Annotated in this window: 20 protein-coding genes; 10 read left to right on the top strand and 10 right to left on the bottom strand. The window is 72.4% G+C overall.

Going from position 1 to position 20,606, the window contains the following annotated elements; genetic code table 11:
• Positions 1–47 precede the first annotated feature (47 nt).
• Positions 48–971: a heme o synthase gene (locus IOD16_RS25260; protein ID WP_123746606.1), complete on the top strand. Its 924-nt coding sequence runs from the start codon at positions 48–50 to the stop codon at positions 969–971.
• An 86-nt stretch (positions 972–1,057) separates the two neighbouring features.
• Here the strand turns inward: IOD16_RS25260 and IOD16_RS25255 are convergent, their stop codons facing one another.
• From IOD16_RS25255 to IOD16_RS25245, 3 genes are read right to left on the bottom strand one after another with little or no spacing between them, the layout of a single operon-like run.
• On the bottom strand, positions 1,058–1,708 hold the full coding sequence (locus tag IOD16_RS25255) for an HD family phosphohydrolase (protein ID WP_123746607.1): 651 nt from the start codon (positions 1,706–1,708) through the stop codon (positions 1,058–1,060).
• A 59-nt stretch (positions 1,709–1,767) separates the two neighbouring features.
• The gene (locus tag IOD16_RS25250) at positions 1,768–2,415 is read right to left on the bottom strand and encodes a hypothetical protein (protein ID WP_201436415.1); all 648 of its coding nucleotides are present in this window, start codon (positions 2,413–2,415) and stop codon (positions 1,768–1,770) included.
• A 6-nt stretch (positions 2,416–2,421) separates the two neighbouring features.
• Positions 2,422–3,429 carry a hypothetical protein gene (locus IOD16_RS25245; RefSeq protein ID WP_201436414.1) on the bottom strand — a complete coding sequence of 336 codons (1,008 nt, stop codon included), beginning with the start codon at positions 3,427–3,429 and terminating at the stop codon, positions 2,422–2,424.
• A gap of 221 nt (positions 3,430–3,650) precedes the next feature.
• Here IOD16_RS25245 and IOD16_RS25240 point away from each other — a divergent pair, with 221 nt between their 5' ends.
• Positions 3,651–4,238, top strand: coding sequence for an FKBP-type peptidyl-prolyl cis-trans isomerase (locus tag IOD16_RS25240; protein WP_201436413.1), 588 nt, complete (start codon positions 3,651–3,653; stop codon positions 4,236–4,238).
• Positions 4,239–4,329: 91 nt separating this feature from the next.
• Here IOD16_RS25240 and IOD16_RS25235 read toward each other — a convergent pair whose 3' ends face one another.
• The gene (locus IOD16_RS25235) at positions 4,330–5,301 is read right to left on the bottom strand and encodes a quinone oxidoreductase family protein (RefSeq protein WP_201436412.1); all 972 of its coding nucleotides are present in this window, start codon (positions 5,299–5,301) and stop codon (positions 4,330–4,332) included.
• A gap of 94 nt (positions 5,302–5,395) precedes the next feature.
• Positions 5,396–7,018, bottom strand: coding sequence for a DUF885 domain-containing protein (locus tag IOD16_RS25230; protein WP_236594371.1), 1,623 nt, complete (start codon positions 7,016–7,018; stop codon positions 5,396–5,398).
• A gap of 103 nt (positions 7,019–7,121) precedes the next feature.
• Here IOD16_RS25230 and IOD16_RS25225 point away from each other — a divergent pair, with 103 nt between their 5' ends.
• Both IOD16_RS25225 and IOD16_RS25220 read left to right on the top strand, forming a co-directional pair.
• On the top strand, positions 7,122–7,409 hold the full coding sequence (locus IOD16_RS25225) for a hypothetical protein (RefSeq protein WP_201436411.1): 288 nt from the start codon (positions 7,122–7,124) through the stop codon (positions 7,407–7,409).
• Positions 7,406–8,257 (top strand): ATP-grasp domain-containing protein, encoded by an 852-nt coding sequence (locus IOD16_RS25220; RefSeq protein ID WP_201436410.1) that lies wholly within the window; start codon positions 7,406–7,408, stop codon positions 8,255–8,257. The genes IOD16_RS25225 and IOD16_RS25220 overlap by 4 nt, the downstream gene beginning before the upstream one ends.
• 122 nt (positions 8,258–8,379) lie before the next feature.
• Here the strand turns inward: IOD16_RS25220 and IOD16_RS25215 are convergent, their stop codons facing one another.
• Both IOD16_RS25215 and IOD16_RS25210 read right to left on the bottom strand, forming a co-directional pair.
• Positions 8,380–9,954, bottom strand: coding sequence for a solute symporter family protein (locus tag IOD16_RS25215; RefSeq protein WP_123746614.1), 1,575 nt, complete (start codon positions 9,952–9,954; stop codon positions 8,380–8,382).
• On the bottom strand, positions 9,954–10,370 hold the full coding sequence (locus IOD16_RS25210) for a DUF485 domain-containing protein (RefSeq protein ID WP_201436409.1): 417 nt from the start codon (positions 10,368–10,370) through the stop codon (positions 9,954–9,956). Before IOD16_RS25210 ends, IOD16_RS25215 begins: the two co-directional genes overlap by 1 nt.
• 329 nt (positions 10,371–10,699) lie before the next feature.
• On the opposite strand from IOD16_RS25210, the gene IOD16_RS41085 reads away from it, so the two are divergent.
• From IOD16_RS41085 to IOD16_RS25190, 4 genes are all read left to right on the top strand, one after another.
• The gene (locus IOD16_RS41085; RefSeq protein WP_268957641.1) at positions 10,700–13,375 is read left to right on the top strand and encodes a nitrate- and nitrite sensing domain-containing protein; all 2,676 of its coding nucleotides are present in this window, start codon (positions 10,700–10,702) and stop codon (positions 13,373–13,375) included.
• Positions 13,372–13,815 (top strand): roadblock/LC7 domain-containing protein, encoded by a 444-nt coding sequence (locus IOD16_RS25200; RefSeq protein ID WP_123746617.1) that lies wholly within the window; start codon positions 13,372–13,374, stop codon positions 13,813–13,815. The genes IOD16_RS41085 and IOD16_RS25200 overlap by 4 nt, the downstream gene beginning before the upstream one ends.
• 7 nt (positions 13,816–13,822) lie before the next feature.
• Entirely contained in the window at positions 13,823–14,350 is a 528-nt protein-coding gene (locus tag IOD16_RS25195) for a DUF742 domain-containing protein (RefSeq protein ID WP_201436407.1), read from the top strand.
• Between the two features lie 181 nt (positions 14,351–14,531).
• A complete protein-coding gene (locus IOD16_RS25190) occupies positions 14,532–14,996 on the top strand; it encodes a GbsR/MarR family transcriptional regulator (protein WP_123746618.1) in 465 nt (154 codons plus the stop codon).
• Here IOD16_RS25190 and IOD16_RS25185 read toward each other — a convergent pair.
• The 3 genes from IOD16_RS25185 to IOD16_RS25175 form a co-directional block, all read right to left on the bottom strand.
• Positions 14,933–15,886, bottom strand: a complete 954-nt coding sequence (locus IOD16_RS25185; RefSeq protein WP_201436406.1) for a COX15/CtaA family protein — start codon at positions 15,884–15,886, stop codon at positions 14,933–14,935. The genes IOD16_RS25190 and IOD16_RS25185 overlap by 64 nt on opposite strands.
• Before the next feature lie 46 nt (positions 15,887–15,932).
• The gene (locus IOD16_RS25180; protein WP_201441563.1) at positions 15,933–16,652 is read right to left on the bottom strand and encodes an ABC transporter permease; all 720 of its coding nucleotides are present in this window, start codon (positions 16,650–16,652) and stop codon (positions 15,933–15,935) included.
• Between the two features lie 65 nt (positions 16,653–16,717).
• Positions 16,718–17,656 (bottom strand): ABC transporter ATP-binding protein, encoded by a 939-nt coding sequence (locus IOD16_RS25175; RefSeq protein ID WP_236594370.1) that lies wholly within the window; start codon positions 17,654–17,656, stop codon positions 16,718–16,720.
• A 122-nt stretch (positions 17,657–17,778) separates the two neighbouring features.
• Between IOD16_RS25175 and IOD16_RS25170 the strand changes: the two genes are divergently transcribed.
• A complete protein-coding gene (locus IOD16_RS25170) occupies positions 17,779–18,420 on the top strand; it encodes a DUF998 domain-containing protein (RefSeq protein WP_328809359.1) in 642 nt (213 codons plus the stop codon).
• A complete protein-coding gene (locus IOD16_RS25165) occupies positions 18,417–20,444 on the top strand; it encodes a glycosyltransferase (RefSeq protein ID WP_201436405.1) in 2,028 nt (675 codons plus the stop codon). Before IOD16_RS25170 ends, IOD16_RS25165 begins: the two co-directional genes overlap by 4 nt.
• The last annotated feature ends 162 nt before the right edge of the window (positions 20,445–20,606 follow it).

Raw genomic sequence — 20,606 nt, 5'->3', positions numbered from 1 at the left:
GCGGTTACCATCTGTCCATCCCCAGACCTGACGAGGAGCGCGACGCCATGAGTGCCGTCACCGAGGCTCCGGCGCGGTCGCCCCGGCAGGTCGTCGGCGCCTACGTGGCGCTGACCAAGCCACGGGTGATCGAGCTGCTGCTGATCACCACCATCCCGGCGATGCTCCTGGCCGCCCGCGGCCTGCCGCCGCTGTGGCTGATCGCGTGCACCCTGGCGGGCGGCACCCTGGCCGCGGGCTCGGCGAACGCGCTGAACTGCTACGTCGACGCCGACATCGACTCGGTGATGAAGCGGACCAGCGCCCGGCCGCTGGCGAAGGACGCCATCCCGCCGCGCAACGCGCTGGTCTTCGGCATCGTGCTCGGCGTGGTGTCGTTCGGGTTCCTGTGGCTGACCACGAACCTGATGTCGGCCGTGTTCGCGGTGGCCACGATCCTGTTCTACATCTTCGTCTACACCCTCGTGCTCAAGCGCCGTACCTCGCAGAACATCATCTGGGGCGGCATGGCCGGCTGCATGCCGGTGATCATCGGCTGGTCCTCGGTGACCGGCACGGTGGCGTGGCCCGCGCTGGTGATGTTCGGCGTGATCTTCTTCTGGACCCCGCCGCACACGTGGGCGCTCGCGATGAAGTTCAAGGAGGACTACGCGCGCGCCGGCGTGCCGATGCTGCCGGTGGTGGCGACGGCGCAGCAGGTCACCCGCCAGATCGTCATCTACTCGTGGATCACGGTCGGGTGCACGCTGCTGCTGGCGCCGGTGACGTCGTGGATCTACGTCGCGGTCGCGGCGGCGTCGGGCGTGTGGTTCGCGGTGTTCGCCCACCGGCTGCACGGTGTCGTGCGGCGCGGCGGGTCGACGAACACCATGAAGTTCTTCCACCTGTCGAACCTGTACCTGATGCTCGTGTTCTGCGGCCTGGCCGTGGACGCGGTGATCGGCCTGCCGGTGCTCGGCTGGCCGTTCTGACCTTGATGCACTTTCCGCATATTTGCGGATAACGGCCGGAACCGCAGGTCGGACAGGGTGCGGTGAAGTTCAGTCGAACGGGTGGCCTACGACACCGCCGACAGCAGCTCGGTGACGGTGGGGTCGTCCAGCGACTCCACGATGCACGACCACAGCTCCAGGTTCGCCGTGGCCCACCGCGAGTAGGTGGCCGCCGCCTCCGGGTCGTAGAAGTAGTAGCCCGCGTCGTGCTTGCCCCGCTGCTCGCCGACGATCTTGTGCGCGAGCTCCTTGAGCGTGATGCCGTTCTCTTCGAGGTACTTGGGCGCGAGCACCACCGGCGTCACCGGCAGGGCCTTGAACAGCGTGTCCGCGTCCGACAGGGCCTGCGCCTCGAGCGAGATGTCGCGGTGGCGGGTGCGCATCTCGGCCTCCTCGACCACGGCGTCCACCCGCGCCGCCACGTCGTCCGGCACGCCCGCGCGCGCCAGGATGTCCAGCCGCAGCCGCCTGCCGTCCACCGGCAGCGAGTTGCGCCGGACCATGTAGTTCACGTCGTGGACCAGGGCGGCCACTTCGACCAGCGTCACGTCCGAACCGTTGCGCCGGGCGAAGTGGACGGCCTTGTCCCGCACGAAGCTGACGTGGTGCCAGCCGTGGAACTGCAGCTTCGCGGCGAGGTCGCGGCACAGCCGCCACACCTCGCCCCGCACCTCGGAGATCGCCTGCGCCGTGACTGCCTTGGTGACAGTACTCATTGGACCCTCCCGTGCCGGGTGGGCCGATGGTAGGTGCGCGCGAAGATCGTTGGCGCGGGTTACAGGTTGTTCGTCAGGACCTCCAACCTCGCCTCGACCGGCACGTGCCGGTGGCTGGTCCGGGTGTCGGGGTCGTAGCTGAGGCTCCACGGGCTGACCGCGCGCGACTTGACCAGGAACGTCATCGTGTCGTCGGCGGCCTTCGGGATGCGGTGGAACTCGTGCGCGAGCATCGTGCCCGAGGCGCCCTCGTGGGCCTCGGCGCTGCGCAGCAGGGTGGTGGACACGATCCGCCGGCCGTCGTCGGCCACGTCCGCGGTGAAGCGCTCGTGCAGGTAGGAGCCCGACAGGATGGTGGTGCAGAAGTGGTAGCGGTGGTTGTGGATGGAGTCGGCGTAGCCCGGTCGCCAGTCCCGCTGCGGCTTGTACTCGTGCAGCCAGAACGTGAAGGGCTCGGCCGGCTCGTCCCGCAGGCACCACGCGAAGTGGGTCGTCGTCTCGCGGGACCTGGCCACGACGCGCATCTCGTCCTGCGGTGAGAGGGCGCGCAGGTGCCCGCGCAGCCTCTCCCGCAGGCCGGGTCGGCCCGCCCACTCCCGGAAACGCCTCTCGACGTGTCCCCAGTGGTCGACGACAGGGGGGTCGGCCACGGCGATGAGCGTGGCGAGCTCCGCGAGGGCGGAGAACCCGGTGAACTCGGTGAGCACGACTTATCAGCTCCCCAGCTGAGCGGAGGCGGAGAATTCTTTGCGGAATCGGTGGAACTTCTCCTCGAGCGACCGGAACCCGTCCTCGGTGAGCGGGTTGCCGGTGATCTTCTCGAACAGGGCGAGGAAGTCCGCCCGACTGGTGCCCGGGGTGATGACGATGTGGAGCCCTGCCTTGGAATTGCTGATGCGCAGGAACTCGGCACGTTCCATCCCGTAGATGAACGAGCCCTCGGCGAACCGGACCGTGCGCGGGTACAAGCGGATGACGCCCGCGCTGGTGTTGCTGTAGAGGGTGAGCCAGACGCTGTCGTCGAACAGCTCCAGCCGGTCCAGCGGCGGGTCGGACACGATCGTCAGGTCGATCCGCGAGCACCGGCCGCGGGCGAGGAACAAGCCCACCAGGCCGATGGAGATCTGCTCGCGCAACCGCTCGGCGATCGCGTCGTAGTCGCCGTCGACGCCTTCGTTGCGCAGCAGGTACCGCGCGCGCCCGCTGATCGCGTCGTCGTCCCGCGGGTCGGCCAGGACGGCTCTGAGCTCGCACTCCGACTGCGACAGGAGCAGCCGGCCCGCCGCGTAGCGACCCGCGAAGCCGCGGAACACGTACAGCCGGGTGCGTTCGAGGTCCTGCATCATGACCTGGTTGAACGCCGGGTCGGGCCGTGCGGTCGGCTCGAACACGTGAGTGGGGAAGAACTCGCGGTCCAGCGCCCGGTACTCGGCGTTGAGGTCGCGCAGGGCCCGGCGGCTCTCCTCCACGACCGGTGTGATCAACGCCCGTTGCGCGGCCGAATTGGTGATCAACGTCTGACCGAAACCGACCACGGCGGAGATCAGGGTGCCGGTGCCGACCGACGTGAGGAACGTGCGCAGCGCTCCTTGATCCATTGTGCTGGAAATGGCCAGACTGCTGCCGGAAGTGGCGACCAGGGTGAGCAGGAGCAGGCCTGTTCTGGTCCAGAACAATTCTTGTAACAAGTTGCTGCGGACGCCCTTCGGCTCCGCGGACACGAGGTCACCTCCTTGGTGGGCACTCGATCGGCCGAATGCTGTCGGTATGCGATCAAGTGCGCGGAGTTACTGTACGCGCGCCCGAGCAACGGCGGAAGCGGTAATTAGTGGCACATTTGCGGATTGTTTCGTAGATCGACAGCAGCGCACCGTGATCGGCGTTGGGCCTGCCGGTGGGGCCGCGGCGCGCCGCGCGGGCGTGAACCCTAAGCTCGGCAACCATGCGTACTGTCGGCCGTACGGCCCTCGCTCTCGTCTCCCTGTTGTCCGCCGGTCTGGCGCTGACCGCGTGCACCGCTAGCGACCGGCCGTCCACCCTGACCACCACCCCGTCCGCGACCGCGGAGCAGCCCGAGGCGCGGCCCACCGAGGCCGACCTGCCCGAGCCGAGCGGCCCGCCGTGCGAGGTGGCGCAGTACCAGGTGACCGGCGCGGCGGGGGAGAAGCCGACGATCACCGTCCCGACCGGCTGCACGCCGCAGGACGGGTTGGTCGTCGAGGACCTGACCGAGGGCACCGGCGCGGAGATCAAGCCCGGCTCCACCGCCCAGCTGCACTACGTGCTGGCGACGTTCCGCGACCAGCGGACCCGTGAGGCGTCCTGGGACCGCGGCGAGCCGTTCGAGCTGGCGAACATCGGCCAGGCGAGCGTGATCCAGGGCTGGAACGAGGGCCTGATCGGGCTCAAGGAAGGCGGTCGCCGGCTGCTCGTCGTGCCGTCGGACAAGGGGTACCCGGAGGGCAAGGGCGACATCCAGCCGGGCGAGACGCTGATCTTCGTGATCGACGCGGTCAAGGTCGCGGGCTGAGTCGTCCCGCCGGGAGCGGCGCAAGGGCGGTCCCGCGCCGGGGCCGCCCTTGCGCGCGTCCGGGCCCGGGTTCCGCCGGCGCCCGCCGGTGTCAGGGCAGGAGCAGCAGCTTGCCGGTGGTGCGGCGCGCTTCCAGGTCCTCGTGCGCCCGCCGCGCCTCGGCCAGCGGGTAGCGCCCGCCGATCCGCACCTTCAGCGAACCGTCCAGGACGGCGGCGAACAGCTCGCCGGTCCGCCACTGCCTCTCCTCCGGGGTCGCCACGTGCGCGCCCAGCGACGGCCGGGTCAGGAACACCGAACCCGCGTTGTTGAGCCGCAGCGGGTCGAACGGCGGCACCGCCCCGCTGGACGCGCCGAACAACGCCAGCGTGCCGCGCGGCTTCAGGCTGGCCAGGCTCCCGTCGAACGTCGTCGCGCCGACGCCGTCGTACACGGCCGCGACACCCACGCCGTCGGTCAGCCTCCGCACCTCGGGCACGAAGTCGACCCGGTCGTACCTGATCACCTCGTCGGCGCCGGCCTCGCGCGCCAACGCCTCCTTCTCCTCGGTGGACACCGTGCCGATCACCCGCGCGCCCCGCGCCTTGGCCAACTGCACCAGCAGCAGCCCCACACCACCGGCGGCGGCGTGCACGAGCACCGTGTCGCCCTTCCGCGCCGGGTACGTGGACGCGACCAGGTAGTGCGCGGTCAGGCCCTGGAGCAGCAGCGCGCCGGCCGTGTCGTCGTCCACGCCCTCCGGCACCGGCACCGCGTCCTTCACGGGCACCACGGCCTGCTCCGCGTAGCTGCCGATGGTCTGCGCCCAGGCCACCCGGTCGCCCACCGCGACACCGGTGACGTCCGGCCCGACCGCGCTCACCCGGCCGACGCCCTCCTGCCCCGGCCCGAACGGCAGCGCCAGCGGGTAGCGGCCCTCGCGGTGGTAGCAGTCGATGAAGTTCACCCCGGCGGCGGCCACGTCCACCAGCAGCTCGCCCGCGCCGGGCGACTTCGCCGCCACGTCGGTGAACTCCAGCGCTTCCGGCCCGCCGGTCGCGCGCACCACCACTGCCTTGGGCATCTGTCGTCCTCCTGGTTGCTCTGTCCCTACGTCACTACGCCAACCGCCGCGACGGCCGGCGTGTTCCGCGCCCGACCGCCGCCGGCGACGTGTCTCACCTGCCGAGAGCGACCTTGCGCGCCAGGCCGAGCGGCAACGCGCCCGCGCCCGCGATGGTGTCGTGGAACTCGCGCAACGACCCGGTGTGCTCGGCCCGGATGCGCTCGATCTCCAACGCGCCGGTCAGGTACGACGGCGCCTGGGTCGGCCAGGCGCAGTACCGGCTGACCTCGCCGGCCGCCGTGCCCGGCGTGAGCGACGCCTTCGTGGTCATGAACTCCTCGGCCTCCTCGACGGTCATCTCACCGCAGTGCAGCGCGGTGTCCACGATCATCCGCGCCGCGCGGAACAACCGCGCTTCGACGTGCGCCAACTCCTGCGCCCGCGCCTTGGCCGCGTCGCCGACGACCTCCGCGGTGAAGTAGCCGTGCTCGCGCAGCAGCTTCTCCGCGTACAGCGCCCAACCCTCGGAGAAGTACGGCGTGCGGAACACCTTGCGCACCGGCCGGTCCTGCGCGGCCAGCCACGACAGGTGCCAGTGGTGGCCGGGGTACGCCTCGTGCACCGCGATCGTGGCCAGCTGGGCGCGCGAGTTCGTGCGCAGCCGCTGGGTGGTCTGCTCGGCGGTGAACCCGTCCGGCGGGAACGGCACGAAGAAGTGGCCGGTCCGCTGGTCGGTCAGCGGCGGTGGCGACATGTAGGACGCCACCGACAGCACCGGGCGCTGGAACGCGGGCGACGGCACCACCCGGCACTCCTCGCCCTCGGCGAACGTCACCAGGCCGTGCTCGACCAGGAACGCCCGCGCCCGCCGCGTCTCCGCCTCGTACTCGTCGCGCATCGCCTCCGGCGTCGGCGGGTGGTCGTCCTGGAACGCCGCCATCACCGCGTGCCAGTCGTCGGCGCCGGCCAGCTCGCGCATCTCGGCGTCCAGCTCGGCGTAGGCGGCTCGGCCCCGCTCGTGCAGCTCCGCCGCGCCGTACCCCAGCACCTCCTGCTCGCGCAGCAGCGTCGAGTAGAGCCCTTCGCCCATCCGCCAGTCGCCCCCGGCGCGGCCGCCGAACTCGTCCAGGAAGGCCGCCAGCTCGTCGAACGCCCGCGCGGCCGGTTCGGCGGCCTCGGCCAGCTCCGCGCGCAGCGCCGGGTCGGACACCTCGGCGGGCAGCGTGGCGGTCAGGAACGCCCGCCCGGTGCGGGCCTGGTCGGCGGCCCGCCGCACGATCCTCGGCGCGGCCAGCCCCACGTCCAGGTTCGCCCGGCACGCGGCCAGCACGGCGGGCACCTCCGCCAGCCGCTTCACCACGCTCGCCACCAGCTCCGGCTCCGGCCGCAGCCGGTTGAGGAACGCGCTGAACAACGGGTACAGCACCGCGGAGGTGTAGACGGACGGGTCGCGCCGCCACTCCGGCCACGTCGCCTTCGCCCGCACACCGCGCAGCACGGCGACGACGAGGTCGCGGTCCACCGAACCCTGGAGGTCGTCCACCTCGACCGCGACGAACCGGTCGAGCCACGTGCCCGCGTCGCGCTCGTACTGGGTGAACGCGCCCGCGCTGAAGTCGCCGAGGGTGTGGTCGTGGGCCGACGAGCCGAACATCGCGGCGCTGCCCGGGTTGCGGTCGAAGTGCCACGCGAGGAACTGTTCGACCAGGTGGGTGAGGTGTGGGGTATCGGTCACGCCCCGCAAGCTACCCCGCGGTCCGGGAGCGGGCCGGCATGTCCCGGGCCCGTGAGTGCCGTCACGTGCGCGGAAGTTACCGGCAGGTTCTAGTCTGGCCGACGTGGCAGAGGACAAGAAGATCGGGCGCGCGGTGAAGACGGCGACGGCGTTCGTGGCCGCGCACGGCAAGCCCTCCCGGGCGGTCGTGGAGAACGTCGGGCGGGCCGGCGCGCGGGTCGTGCTGGTCGGCGACGACGGCGCCATGGGCGACGTGGTGCTGCCGGACGTGGCGTCGGCGGAGGCGCTGGTGGAGGCCGTCGCCGACCTGGAGCGGCACGAGTGGGACCGGGAGACGACGGCCGCGGTGAAGATCGGGCCGGCGCACCGGCGGAAGATGGCCGGCCGGTGAAGGTCGTCTTCGCGACCTGCGACGCGCTGCCCGCCGGCGACGGCGACGACGACGCCCTGGTCGGGGCACTCGCCGACGTCGGCGTGCACGCGTCGTGGGCGGCCTGGGGCACGCCGACGTCGGCCGACCTGGTCGTGCTGCGGTCCACCTGGGACTACCCCGAGCGGCTGCCGGAGTTCCTGGCGTGGTGCGACGCCGAGCCCGCGCTGGTGAACCCGGCGTCCGTGGTGCGGTGGAACACCGACAAGACCTACCTGGTCGACCTGGCGCGCCACGGCGTGCCCGTCGTGCCGACGGCGGTGGCCGGGCCGGGCTTCGCCGACTGGCCGGACGGCGAGTTCGTGGTGAAGCCGACCGTCGGCGCGGGGTCGCGGGGCGCGCTGCGCGTCGCGGCCGGCGACCACGAGACGGCCGCCGCGCACCTGGCCGCCCTGGCCGCGCCCGCGCTCGTGCAGCCGTACCAGTCGCACGTGGACTCCGTCGGCGAGACCGCGATGGTGTTCCTGGGCGGCCAGTACTCGCACGCGTTCACCAAGGGCGCCATGCTCACGCCGGACGCGGAGTACGACGAGTCCGGGCTGTACATCGTGGAACGCCTGACCGGCGCGTCGCCGTCACCCGCGCAACGCCGGGTCGCCGAGGACGTCCTGGACGCCGCCGCCGAGCTGACCGGCCTGCGCCGCCCCGACTTCCTCTACGCGCGCGTGGACCTGATCCCGGGCCCCGACCACGCCCCGCTGCTGCTGGAGCTGGAACTGGTCGAACCCTCGCTGGGCTTCCGCCACACCGACCCCACCGCCCCGCTCCGGTTCGCCTCAGCCGTCCGGGCGGCCCTCTCCGGGCGGTAGCCGCAGGCCGAACCCGCCCGAACCGCCGAACACCGCCCCCCCGCCGAACCGCCGAACACCGCGCCCCGCCGGAACGCCGGAGCACTCGGCCCCGGCGTTCCGGCGGGCTCACCGCGCTGGTGTCACTTCAGGCCGGAGCCGATGCCGGTCAGCGACCGGACCTCCATCTCGGCCTGCTTGGCCGGGTCGGCCTTCTCCTTGCTCAGGATCGTGCCCAGGTAGCCGCACAGGAACGAGAACGGGATCGACACCAGGCCCGGGTTGCTCAGCGGGAACCAGGCGAAGTCGACGTCGGGGAAGATCGAGGACTTCGCGCCGGACACGGCGGGGGAGAAGGCGAGCAGGAAGATGCACGACCCGAGCCCGCCGTACACCGCCCACAGCGTCCCCGGCGTGTTGAACCGCTTCCAGAACATCGAGTAGATGATCGTCGACAGGTTCGCCGACGCCGCCAGCGCGAACGCCAGCGCCACCAGGAACGCCACGTTCTGCCCGTTGGCCGCGATGCCGCCGACGATCGCCAGCAGACCGACGACCACGGCGGTCAGCCGGGCGACCCGGACCTCCGACCGCGGGTCGGCCTGACCGCGCTTGATCACGTTCGCGTACACGTCGTGCGCGAACGACGCCGACGCCGTCAACGTCAGACCGGCCACGACCGCCAGGATCGTCGCGAACGCCACCGCGCTCACCACGCCGAGCAGCACCGCGCCGCCGACCTCGTAGGCCAGCAGCGGCGCGGCCGAGTTCTCGCCGCCCGGCGCCGCCGAGATCTCCTTCGAGCCGACCAGCGCCAGCGCGCCGAAACCGATGACCAGCGTGCACAGGTAGAAGGTGGCCATCATCCACGTCGCCCACACCACCGAGCGGCGCGCCTCACGGGCGTTCGGCACCGTGTAGAACCGCATCAGCACGTGCGGCAGCGACGCGGTGCCGAGCACCAGGGCCAGCGCCAGCGAGATGAAGTCGAGCCGGCTGGTCGGGGTGGCGCCGTACCGCACGCCCGGTTCCAGCACCTCCGGCCCGAGCGGGGTGTTCCGCGACGCCGTCTCCAGGATCGCCGACAGGCTGAAGCCGAACTTGCCCAGCAGGAACACCGTCAGCAGCGTCACGCACATGATCAGGAAGACGGCCTTGATGATCTGCACCCACGTGGTGCCCTTCATCCCGCCCACCAGCACGTACAGCACCATGACGATGCCCACCACGGCGATGATCACCGACTGGCCGACCTTGCTGTGCACGTCCAGCAGCAGCGCCATCAGCGCGCCCGCGCCCGCCATCTGCGCGATCATGTAGAACAGCGAGATCACCAGGGTCACGTTGGCCGCCGCGGCGCGCACCGGGCGTTGCCGCATCCGGAACGCCAGCACGTCGCCGAGGGTGAACCGGCCGGTGTTGCGCAACCGCTCCGCGATGATCATCAGGCCGAGCAGCCAGGACACGACCCAGCCGATGGAGTAGAGGAACCCGTCGTAGCCGTTGACCGCGATGCTGCCGGAGATGCCGAGGAACGACGCGGCGGACAGGAAGTCGCCCGAGAGCGCGATGCCGTTCTGCGGCCCGGTGAAGCTGCTGCCCGCGGCGTAGTAGTCCGACGCGGTGGCGTTGCGGCTGCCCGCCCGGTACACGATGTAGAGGGTGATCAGCACGAAGACGCCGAACACGCCCAGGTTGATCGTGGTGTTGCCGCCCATCAGGTTTGGTCCTCCGCGGTGAGCGCGCGGACCGCGACGACCTGCGGGTCGAGCGTGCGCCGCGCGTAGCGGGCGTAGCCCAGCGTCAGCGCGATGGTGGAGACGAACTGGAGCAGCCCGAACAGCAGGCCGACGTTGATCACGCCCCACACCGGCGTGGCCATGAAGTCGGGCGCGTACGCCGACAGCGCCACGTATCCCAAGTACCACAGCAGGAATCCGCACGTCGCCGGGACCACGAAGATCGTTATCCGCCGGCGGAGCTCGCGGAAATCAGCGCTCGCCTGTAGCGCGACGAAGTCCGGGTCGCCCGCTTCGTCGACCAACAGGGAAGACCCGGGGTCGTCGAAAGTGGCGAAGCCGCGCCCGCCGCGGGCGGGTCTGGAATCCGTCGGAGGCAGGATCGCCTTCGTCATCAATCCTCCACGGGGATTTGCCTCGCCGAGCACGCGGATGCGCGGCCGCCGGCGGGCGCTCAGCGTAACCGCGCTGCGCCGCCAGTCAACGACGTGCCGCCAACGGTCGTGTCGCCGCTGCTCAGTCGATGCCGGACCGTCGTCTCGTTTGGCATCCGAGGCGCCCCGGGTCGTCACGCTGCGCCGATCGGATGAGGACCTACCGCAAGGTCGTTGTCCCGCGCCTGTCCACCACCTACTATCCGCCCAGCAACATCACGCTCGTCGGTCATCAATGCGTCGACGTCGTTCAACTTCGAAACAACTACGGACTTTCCGGGGCTTGTCTGGTGACTGGCGACAACAACGCGCGCGGGCAGTGGTGGAGCGCCGTCGCGGACTGGCGGAATTGGCGTCTGCCGGTCAAGCTCGCCGCCGTGCTGGCGGTGCCCGTGCTCGTCGCCGTGGGCGCGGGCGTGGTGCAGATCCGCGGGTACGTCAAGAGCGCCGACACCTACTCCTCGATGCAGCGCGTCGTCACGCTGCGTGCCGGCATGGACCCGCTGATCGCGGGCGTGCAGGCGGAACGGGCGCGGTCGGCGCAGCGGACCGAGGGCGCCGGCGTGCCCGAGGCCGAGTTCCGTGAGCTGACGCGGGCCACCGACAACGCCACCGCCGGCGTGCGGAACCTGATGGAGCGCACCACCACCCTCGGCGAGGTCGCCAACGCCCGGTTCCGCGACGTGGTCGTCCAGCTCGACGGCCTGCCGCAGCTGCGCGAACGGGTGGTGTCGGGCAGTGTCGACCTGGAAGGCGGCATCGGCGGCTACACCGTGGTGCTGCGCGCCCTGCTCGACTTCGACCAGGCCATGGTCGGCGACTTCGGCGACCCGGCGCTGTCCGGCACCGCGACCGCGCTGCACAACCTCGCCATGGCCGGTGAGCAGGTGTCCTGGCAGCACGCGACGGTGCAGGCGGGCATCAGCCGCGTGCGGCTGCTCGACTCCGAGGTCACCGCGCTGGAGCAGTCCTACACCCGCCAGCAGGACAAGCTGGCCGACTTCTCCGCCGTGGCCACGCCGCAGCAGCAGGCCGACTACCGCAGCACCGTGGCGGGCCAGGACGTCGACCTGCGCAACAGCCTGTTCCAGCAGATCCGCACCAACTCCACCGCGGTGGAGCTGTTCGTCAAGGCCGACGCCTGGAACCGCGGCTCGGAGGCCACCCTCAGGCAGCTCGGCGTCGTGCTGCGGTCGCTGGAGGGCCAGCTGACCTCCACCGCGAGCCGGTTGCAGGACGCCACCAGCGACCGGGCGGGCGCGGCGTCGGTGATCCTGCTCGCCTCGATGTTCGCCGCCGCCGCGGTCGGCTACGTCGTCGGCAGCTACCTGCTGCGGTCCCTGCGCGCGCTGCGCACCGCCGCCCTGGACGTCGCCGAGCACCGCCTGCCCACCCTGGTGGCGCAGCTGCGGGAGAACGCCGCGCACGACGTGAGCGTCACGCCGGTGCCCGTGCACACCAGGGAGGAGTTCGGCCAGCTGGCGCGCGCGTTCGACGCGGTGCACCGGCAGGCGGTCAGCTCCGCCGCCGAGCAGGCCGACCTGCGCACCGGCATGCGCAACGCGTTCATCAACCTGTCCCGCCGCAGCCAGGGCCTGGTGGAGCGGCAGCTCAAGCTCATGGAGGAGCTGGAGCGGCAGGAGGAGAACCCCGAGCAGCTGGCGAACCTGTTCAAGCTGGACAACCTCGCCACCCGGATGCGCCGCAACAACGAGAACCTGATGGTGCTCTCAGGCAGCGACGTGGCCCGCCGCTTCACCCGCCCGGTGCCGCTGGGCGACGTGCTGCGCGCCGCCGCGTCCGAGATCGAGCAGTACCAGCGGGTCGTCGTGCAGACCACGCCGTCGGTCGAGGTCGTCGGCTACGCCGCGGGCGACCTGGTCCGGCTGGTCGCCGAGCTGCTGGACAACGCCACCGCGTTCTCGCCGCCGCGCACCCAGGTGGTCGTCGGCGGCCGGGCCCGGCCCGGCGGCGGCGTGTTCGTCGACGTGGTCGACGTCGGCGTCGGCATGTCGGAGGAGGACCTGGCGCAGGCCAACCGCCGGATCGCGCTGGCCGCGTCGGAGGACTCCGGCGAGCTGCCCGTGTCGCGCCAGCTCGGCCTGTACGTGGTCGGCAGGCTCGCCGGCCGGCACGGCATCGACGTGTCGCTGCGCGAGCAGGGCGACGGGCTGCGCGCGGTCGTGGCGCTGCCCGCCGAGCTGGTCCGCGCGACCGGCCCGACACCGGCCCGGCCGCCGGCCGCGCAGCCGGCCATCCCGGCGCCGTCACCGTCCACCGGGCCGCAGCTGGCTCTCCGCGCCGCCGGCGCGCAGCCCCGCTCCACCGGCCCGCAGCCCGCGCTGCCCCGCGCCGCCGGCGCCCAGCCGTACCCGACCGGGCCCCAGCCGGTCCTGCCGCGTGCCGCGGGTTCGCCGTCGACCGGCCCGCAGCCGGTCCTGCCGCGCGCCTCCGCGTCGCCGCCCGTCCTCCCGCAGCCGGTCCTGCCGCCCGCCGTGCCGCTGAAGGACGACGGGTGGTCCCCCTTCCGGGGGCGCACCGTCGACGAGCCGCCCGCCACACCGTCCGCCGCGCCGCCCGCCGCGCCCGCGTCCGCGCCGCGACGGCCGGCCTCGACCTGGTTCGGCGGCGCGCCGGCGCCCTCCGGACCGGCGCCCTCCGGACCGGCGTCCACCGGACCGGCCTCCTCGGGGCCTGGGGAACCGGCGCGGCACCGGGCCGCGGACACCCACGCGCGCGGGGAGGCGCCCGTGAACGACAAGCCCGAGAACGACATTCCGGCGGAACTGCCCAAGAGGCAGCCGCGGACCAATCTGGTGGCCGAACGGCCGAGTGCGCCCGACGGGGTGGCACCCGTACGGAGGGATCCGCAGGCGACACGCGGCTTCCTCGCCAGCTACCAGACCGGGATCCGGCAAGGTGTGCGGGGTTCCGGTGAGAATCGAGCTGGGCAGGAGAGCGGATGAGCACGCAGAAGTCGCGACAGGTCGACCAGTTCGGGTGGCTGGTGAGCAACTTCGCCGATCGCGTGCCCGGGGTGGCCCACGCCGTGGTGATCTCGGTGGACGGCCTGCTGCTGACCGCGTCCAACGGGCTGCCCGACGACCGGGCCGACCAGTTGGCCGCGATCGCGGCGGGCGTGGCGAGCCTGACCGAGTCGGCGGCGAGGTGCTTCGACGGCGGCGGCGTGTTGCGCTCGGTGATCGAGATGCAGTACGGGATCATGCTGCTGATGTCCATCAGGGACGGCTCGTGCCTCGCGGTGCTGGCCGCACCGGACGCCGATGTCGGCCAGGTCGCCTACGAGATGACCGTGGTCGTGGACCAGGTCGGCCAGCTCCTGACCCCCGAGCTGCGCGCCCAGCTCCACGGCGCGAAGCGGATGATGGCCCGCCCTTCTGCGTGAGGTGGTCATGGACCGGAACGAGGAGACCGGGGCGTCGGACGAGACGTTCGCCGCCCTGCTCAACGGGTTCAGCCTCGACTCCTCCCGCCGTCGCAGGCAGGAGCGGCCGAAGCCCGAGCAGCACCAGTCCGGGAGCGGGGACACCAAACCCCACCGCCCGGTCTTCGACGACGAGGACGAGTTCGAGTACCCGCGCGAGGAGGCGGCGTCGATCGTCCGCGCCTACTCGTGGACCGGCGGGCGGACCACCTCGTCGTTCCAGCTGGAGATCGAGACGCTGGTGTCGGCGGTGGACTGGGACTACCCGGGAGCCATGAAGTCCGAGTACCACGAGGTGATCGCCCTGGTGTCCCGGCCGCGGTCGGTGGCGGAGATCGCCGCCCTCCTGCGCCTGCCGCTGGGCGTGGCGAAGGTGCTGCTCGGCGACATGGCCGAACGCGGCCTGATCGACGTGCACCGCACCGCCACCTCCGACGGCGAGCTGCCGGACCTGGGCCTGATGGAACGCGTCCTGGCGGGTCTCCGCCGCCTCTGACCCGCGAGAGTCCACCCTCCACCCCCCCGTGTGTCCTACGTTCAGGACCACCGTGTCCTACGTTCGGAACACCCGAGTTGAACGCTCGGCTCGGCGCGCCGCCTTTGCGTGATGATCAGCACACGACCTATCGTGGCTTCAGTGTCGACCGAAGTGCCGGTCGTCGAGCCGAGGGGGTCGGATGAGCGTCGGACGGGAAACGCGGCTGTCGGCGTGGATCGAGCGGTTCGCCGCGCACTTCGCCGAGGAGGGCATCCCGCTGATCGGGGGCCGCATCCTCGGCTACCTGCTGGTGTGCCAGCCGACGGAGCGGACCGCCGCCGAGCTGTCGCAGGAGCTGGAGGCCAGCAGCGGCTCGATCAGCACGAACCTGAAGTTCCTGGTCAACGCCGGTCTGGTGACGAAGCGGACGCGGCGCGGCCGGCAGGCGGCGCAGTACCGGATCAACGAGAAGCGGTGGGTCGACCTGATCCAGCGCAAGCTGGACGCCATGGTGAGCGTGCGCGAGCTGACCGAGGCCGGGATGCGGCTGATGAGCGGCGACCCGGAACGCGCCGTGCGGCTGCGGACCGTGGACGACCTCTACACGTGGCTGGCGACGGAGCTGCCCGCCGTCTGGGACCGCAGGCCCTCGTCGTCGCGCTGAGGCCGTTCGCGGGTGGAGACCCACAGGGCGGCGGTGGCGACGACGACCGCGCCGGCGCCCAGCACGTGCAGCGAGACCAGCACCTCGGGCACGCCGGTCCAGTACTGCACCATGCCCAGCGCGCCCTGCGACAGCACCACGGCCACGAGCGCGTAGTAGGGCCGCCGGGGCACGGGGTGGCCGCGCAGCGCGAAGCCCAGCGCGATCAGCATGCCCAGGAACAGGAACAGCAGGTCGGCGTGCAGCTGGGACAACGTGTCCACCGACACGTCCAGGCGCGGGGTGGCCGCGTCGCCCGCGTGCGGCCCGGCGGCGGTGACGAACGTGCCGGCCAGCAGCAGCAGACCGAGCACGACCGCCTGCACGCCCTGCAGCGCCAGCAGCGGCCGGGGCACGCGCGGCCGGGCCGGCTCGTCGCCCTCGCCCAGCGCCGCGACCAGCAGCACGGCGAACCAGACCAGCGCCATCGACACCAGGAAGTGCACGCTCACCGTCCACCACAGCAGGCCGGTGAGCACGGTGAACCCGCCGATCACGGCCTGCACCACGACGCCGCCGAACTGCACGAGCGCCAGCACCACGACCCGCTTGCGCCGCGGCCGGTTGAACCACGCCGCCAGCACGCACAGGCCCGCGATGACGCCGACGACACCGGTCAGCGTGCGGTTGCCGAACTCGACCCACTGGTGCAGCGACGCCACCTCGGGGTGCTCGACCGGCACGAGGCTGCCCTCGAAGCACTGCGGCCAGGTAGGGCAGCCGAGGCCCGACCCGGTCACCCGCACGATCGACCCGGTGACCGCGATGCCGCCTTGGGCGATCACGACGGCGATGGCGAACGCGCGCTGGAACGTGCTCAGGAAGGTGGTGAACCAGGATGGGACGGACACGACCCGATGGTAGGTACCACTGGCTGAGAACCGCCGCCCGGGGGTGTCACCCGAGCTTCGTGGTCCTCGTCGCCAGCGCGCCCGCGGCCACGCCCCACACCACGAGCACGGCGACGTGGCCGGGTCGCGGCGCGGCCCCGTCGACCACGGCGTCGTGCAGCGCGAGCGCGAGCGCGGCGGACGGCAGCGCGTCCACGACGGTCGCCAGCCACGCCGGCAGGGTGTCCAGGCCGAGCGCGACACCGCCGACGAGCAGCAGCGCGAACCACACGATGTTGGCCAGCGCGAGCACGACCTCCGCCCGCAGCGCCCCGCCGAGCAGCACGCCGAGCGCGCCGAACGACAGCGTGCCGAGCACGATCAGCACGGCCGCCCACAGCAGGCCGGTCGCGGACGGCAGCCGCCAGCCCAGCAGCAGCGCGATCACCGCGATGATCACGACCTGCACGGCGACCACGGCCAACGCCGAGGCGACCCGTCCGGCGACGAGCAGCCAGCGGGGGAGCGCGGTCGCGGCGAGCCGCTTGAGCACGCCGTAACGGCGGTCGAAGCCCAGCGCGATCGCCTGCCCGGTGAACGCGGACGAGATCACGGCCAGCGCGAGGATGCGCGCGGTCGCGGAGCCGACCCGCGGTTCGGGCACCGGGATGACGTCCATCAGGCTCATCGCGACCAGCAGCGCCGCCGGGATGAGCACGGTCAGCAGGATCTGCTCGCCGTTGCGCAGGGTGAGCAGGGTCTCGGTGCGGGCCTGGGCGACCAGCATCCGCCCGAGCTTGCCGCGGCCGGGCGCGGGCGTGAACGTGCCCGGCGCGAAGGTCGGTGGTTCCGTCACGAGCGCAGCTCCCTGCCGGTCAGCTCCAGGAACACGTCCTCCAGGCTGCGCCTGGCCACGGTCAGCTCCTCGGCCAGCACGCCCTGCTGGGCGCACCACGAGGTGACCGTGGAGAGGACCTGCGGGTCGATGGTGCCGTGCACCAGGTAGGTGCCCCGGCTGGCCTCGCGCACCTGCAAACCTTCCGGCAGGGCGTCGCGCAGCAGCGTCAGCTCCAGCCCGGGTCGGGCGCGAAAGCGGAGCTGCCGGTCGTCGGCGTGGTGCTCGGTCAGCTCGGCGGGGCTGCCCTGCGCCACGACGCGGCCGGCGTCGACGATGACGACGTGGTCGGCCAGCGCCTCGGCCTCGTCCATGAGGTGGGTGGTGAGCAGCACGCTCACGCCGTCCGCGCGCAGCGCCGACACCAGCTCCCACACCAGGCGGCGCGCCTGGGGGTCCATGCCGGCGGTGGGCTCGTCGAGGAACACCAGCTCGGGCCGTCCGACCAGGGCGCACGCCAGCGACAGGCGCTGCTGCTGCCCGCCGGACAGCCGCTTGTACGGGGTGCGCACCGAGGACGTCAGCCCGAGCACGTCGAGCAGCCACGCGGGGTCGAGCGGGTTCGCGGCGCACGCGGCGACCAGGCGCAGCATCTCGTCGGCCCGCACGCCCGGATAGCCGCCGCCGCCCTGCGGCATGACGCCGATGCGGGGCCGCAGCGCGTCGCCGTCGCGTCCCGGGTCGAGGCCGAGGACGCGGACCTCGCCGCCGTCGGCCGCCCGGAACCCCTCGCACACCTCGACGGTCGTCGTCTTCCCGGCGCCGTTGGGGCCGAGGAGCGCGAGGACCGAGCCGGTGTCGAGGGTGAGGTCGAGTCCGTTCACCGCGACGGTGGAGCCGTAGCGCTTGACCAGCCCCGACACTTCCACGGCAGGGTGCTGGGGGTGCGGGCTCACGACGCGGAAGCCTAGGGCGTGGCCGGCCCCACCCCGGTGGTGGGGTCAGCCCCACCAGGGTTCTCCGGGTGGCTTCAGGGTCGTCTCGGGGGTGTTCCCGATATCTTCGGTCACCATTCCGGGTGAAGATTTTCCTCGTGGTGGAGATCCGGGGGGAAAGTCGGACGGCGGTGTCGCCGCCGGTCGTCGGGGGACTCGTCCTGTCGTTGTTCCCGATTGTTTACCTGCACGTGGCGTCGGTCGGTGAGCTCAGCCCGATCGCCCACACGATCAGCGATTACATCTTCGTGGACCACGGCAGCGGGTTGCTCGCCGCGACGTCGCTGACCCTGGCGGCGGCGTCGGCGGGCCTGCTCGTCACCCTGATCCGGGCGGGTTTGCCCAGGCGGGGACCGGTGGCGGTGCTGATGGGCCTGTGGTCGGCGGGGCTGGCGGTGGCGACGGTGTTCCCCACCGACCCGATCGGCGCGCCCACGTCGTTCGCCGGCGCGGTGCACCGCTACGCGGGCGCGGTGATGTTCGCGAGCCTGCCGCTGGCCGGGTGGCTGATTTCCCGGACGTTCATCCCCAGTACCACCCTGCGTCGTTTTTCCATTGCCGCCGGAATCACCTCGGTGGCATTCATGCTCAGCCACGTCTCGGTGCTCTTCCCGGGCAGCGGCGCGGTCGTCCTCGGGCTTTTCGAGCGTGTTCTGTTCGCGTTGCTCTACGCCCTGCTGTTCGCGCTGGCCTCCGCCGTCCTGCGCCGCGAGGAGACGTCATGACGTGGCTCGCCGTCCTGCTCGCCGTCGTCGGCGCGGTGTTCTTCGCCTTCGCCGCACGCCTGCAGCACGACGCCGTGCGGGCCGGCGAGGGCGCCGCCCTGCGGGTCCTGGAGCTGCTGCGCAGGCCCCGGTGGCTGCTGGGCCTGGTGCTGCTCGTCCTCGGCGCCGGCGTGCACGCGGCGGCCCTGGGGATGGCGCCGTTGAGCGTGGTGCAGCCGGTCGGCGTGGTCGCGATCGGCATCACCGCGGTCCTCGACGGCCGCCGCCGCGAGCTGCCCGCGGTCGCGTGGACCACGTTCGGCGTGGGCGCCTTCGTGCTCCTGGCCGCGGGCAGCGCCACGCCCACCGCGGTCGCGCCGGAAGCCGAGCTGAAGGCCGCGCTGCTGGCGCTCGGCCTGATCGCGGCCCCGGGCCTGGTCGGCGTGCTGTCGACCCGGCCGGCGGTGCGCGCCCTCGGTTTCGGCGCGGCGGGCGGCGTCGCCTACGGCTTCGTGTCGGTGCTCATGCGGTCGGTGTCCCAGGACGTCCAGCAGGGCGGCCTGGTGTGGACGACCGCGTTCTCGGCGGCGGGCATCGTCGCCGCCCTCGTCGTCGGCGGCTGGTTCATCCAGCACGCCTACGCCAGCGGACCGCCGCACCTCGCGGTCGCCTGCCTCACCGTGGTGGACCCCCTCGTGGCCGTCGGCATCGGCGCGGGGCTGCTCGGCGAGGCGACCCGGACCAGCCCGCTCGTCGGCGTGGCCGAACTCGCCTGCGCCGCGGTCGCCGTCGGCGGCGTCGTCGCGCTGGCCCGCACTCGAACCCTTCCCGCAGTTCCCACCAGATCGGAGACGACAGTGACCAACGGACGCGCCATGCGGATCGTGATCGCCGCGGAGACGTTCCCCCCGGACGTCAACGGCGCGGCCCGGTTCGCCCACCGCCTCGCCACCGGCCTCGCCGGCCGCGGCCACGACGTGCACGTGATCTGCGTGTCGGCGGACGGCGCGGCCCGCACCGAGCGCGCCGACGGGATCACCGTGCACCGGGTGCGCTCGCACCGCACGCCGTTCCACCGCACGTTCCGCATCGGGCTGCCGTGGCAGGTCCGCAAGGACGTCGGCGCGCTGCTGGAAGGGCTGAGGCCGGACCTGGTGCACGTCCAGGCGCACTTCGTGGTGGGCCGGTACGCGCTGCGGGAGGCGGCGTCGCGGGGGATCCCGACGGTCGCGACGAACCACTTCATGCCGGAGAACCTGTTCGGGCACGCCCGCGTGCCGGCGTGGTCGCAGGGCGTGGCGTCGCGGTGGGCGTGGCGCGACCTGGGCCGCGTGTTCGGCCTCGCGGACGTGGTGACCGCGCCGACGCCGCGCGCCGTGCAGCTGCTGCACGACAACGGGTTCCCGGCGCGGGCCGTGCCGGTGTCGTGCGGGATCGACATCGACCGCTACCGGTCGCGCCGCCCCGTGCGGCACACCGACGCGCCGACCGTGCTGTTCGTGGGCCGGCTGGACGAGGAGAAGCGGGTCGACGAGCTGCTGCGGGCGTTGGCGCTCGTGCCGCGGCTGCACGCCGAGATCGTGGGCGACGGGTCGTGCCGGGCGGAGTGGGAGCTGCTGGCGCGTGACCTGGGCATCGCCGACCGCGTCCGCTTCCGCGGCTTCGTGCGCGAGTCCGAGCTGCTGGACGCCTACGCCGCGGCCGACGTGTTCTGCATGCCGGGCATCGCGGAGCTGCAGAGCCTGGCGACGATGGAGGCGATGGCCGCGGGCAAGCCGGTGGTGGTCGCGGACGCGATGGCGCTGCCGCACCTGTGCAAACCGGGCCGCAACGGCTGGCTGTTCACGCCGGGCGACGTGCGCGGCCTGGCCGATCGCCTGCACGCCGTCACCGCGGACCCCGCCGTCACCGCCCGGATGGGCGCCGCGTCCGGCGACCTCATCGCCGCCCACGCCATCGACACCACCCTGGAGACCTTCGAGTCCCTCTACGCCCGCGCCCTGGGCCTGCCCGCCATCGACCAGACCCCCGCCCTCGCCGCCTGACCCTCGAGAGTCCAACCCCCACCCCTCGAGAGTCCAACCTCCACGCCGCGAGAGTCCAACCTCCAGGCCGCGAGAGTCCTACGTCCAGGCCGCGAGAGTCCAACCTCCACGCCGCGAGAGTCCAACCTCCAGGCCGCGAGAGTCCAACGTCCACGACACCTG

It is taken from the genome of Saccharothrix sp. 6-C (assembly GCF_016695385.1).
Classification (GTDB): Bacteria; Actinomycetota; Actinomycetes; order Mycobacteriales; family Pseudonocardiaceae; genus Actinosynnema; species Actinosynnema texasense.
Note: the sequence above shows the minus strand (reverse complement) of the source record. Positions and strands in the feature narration are given on the sequence as shown.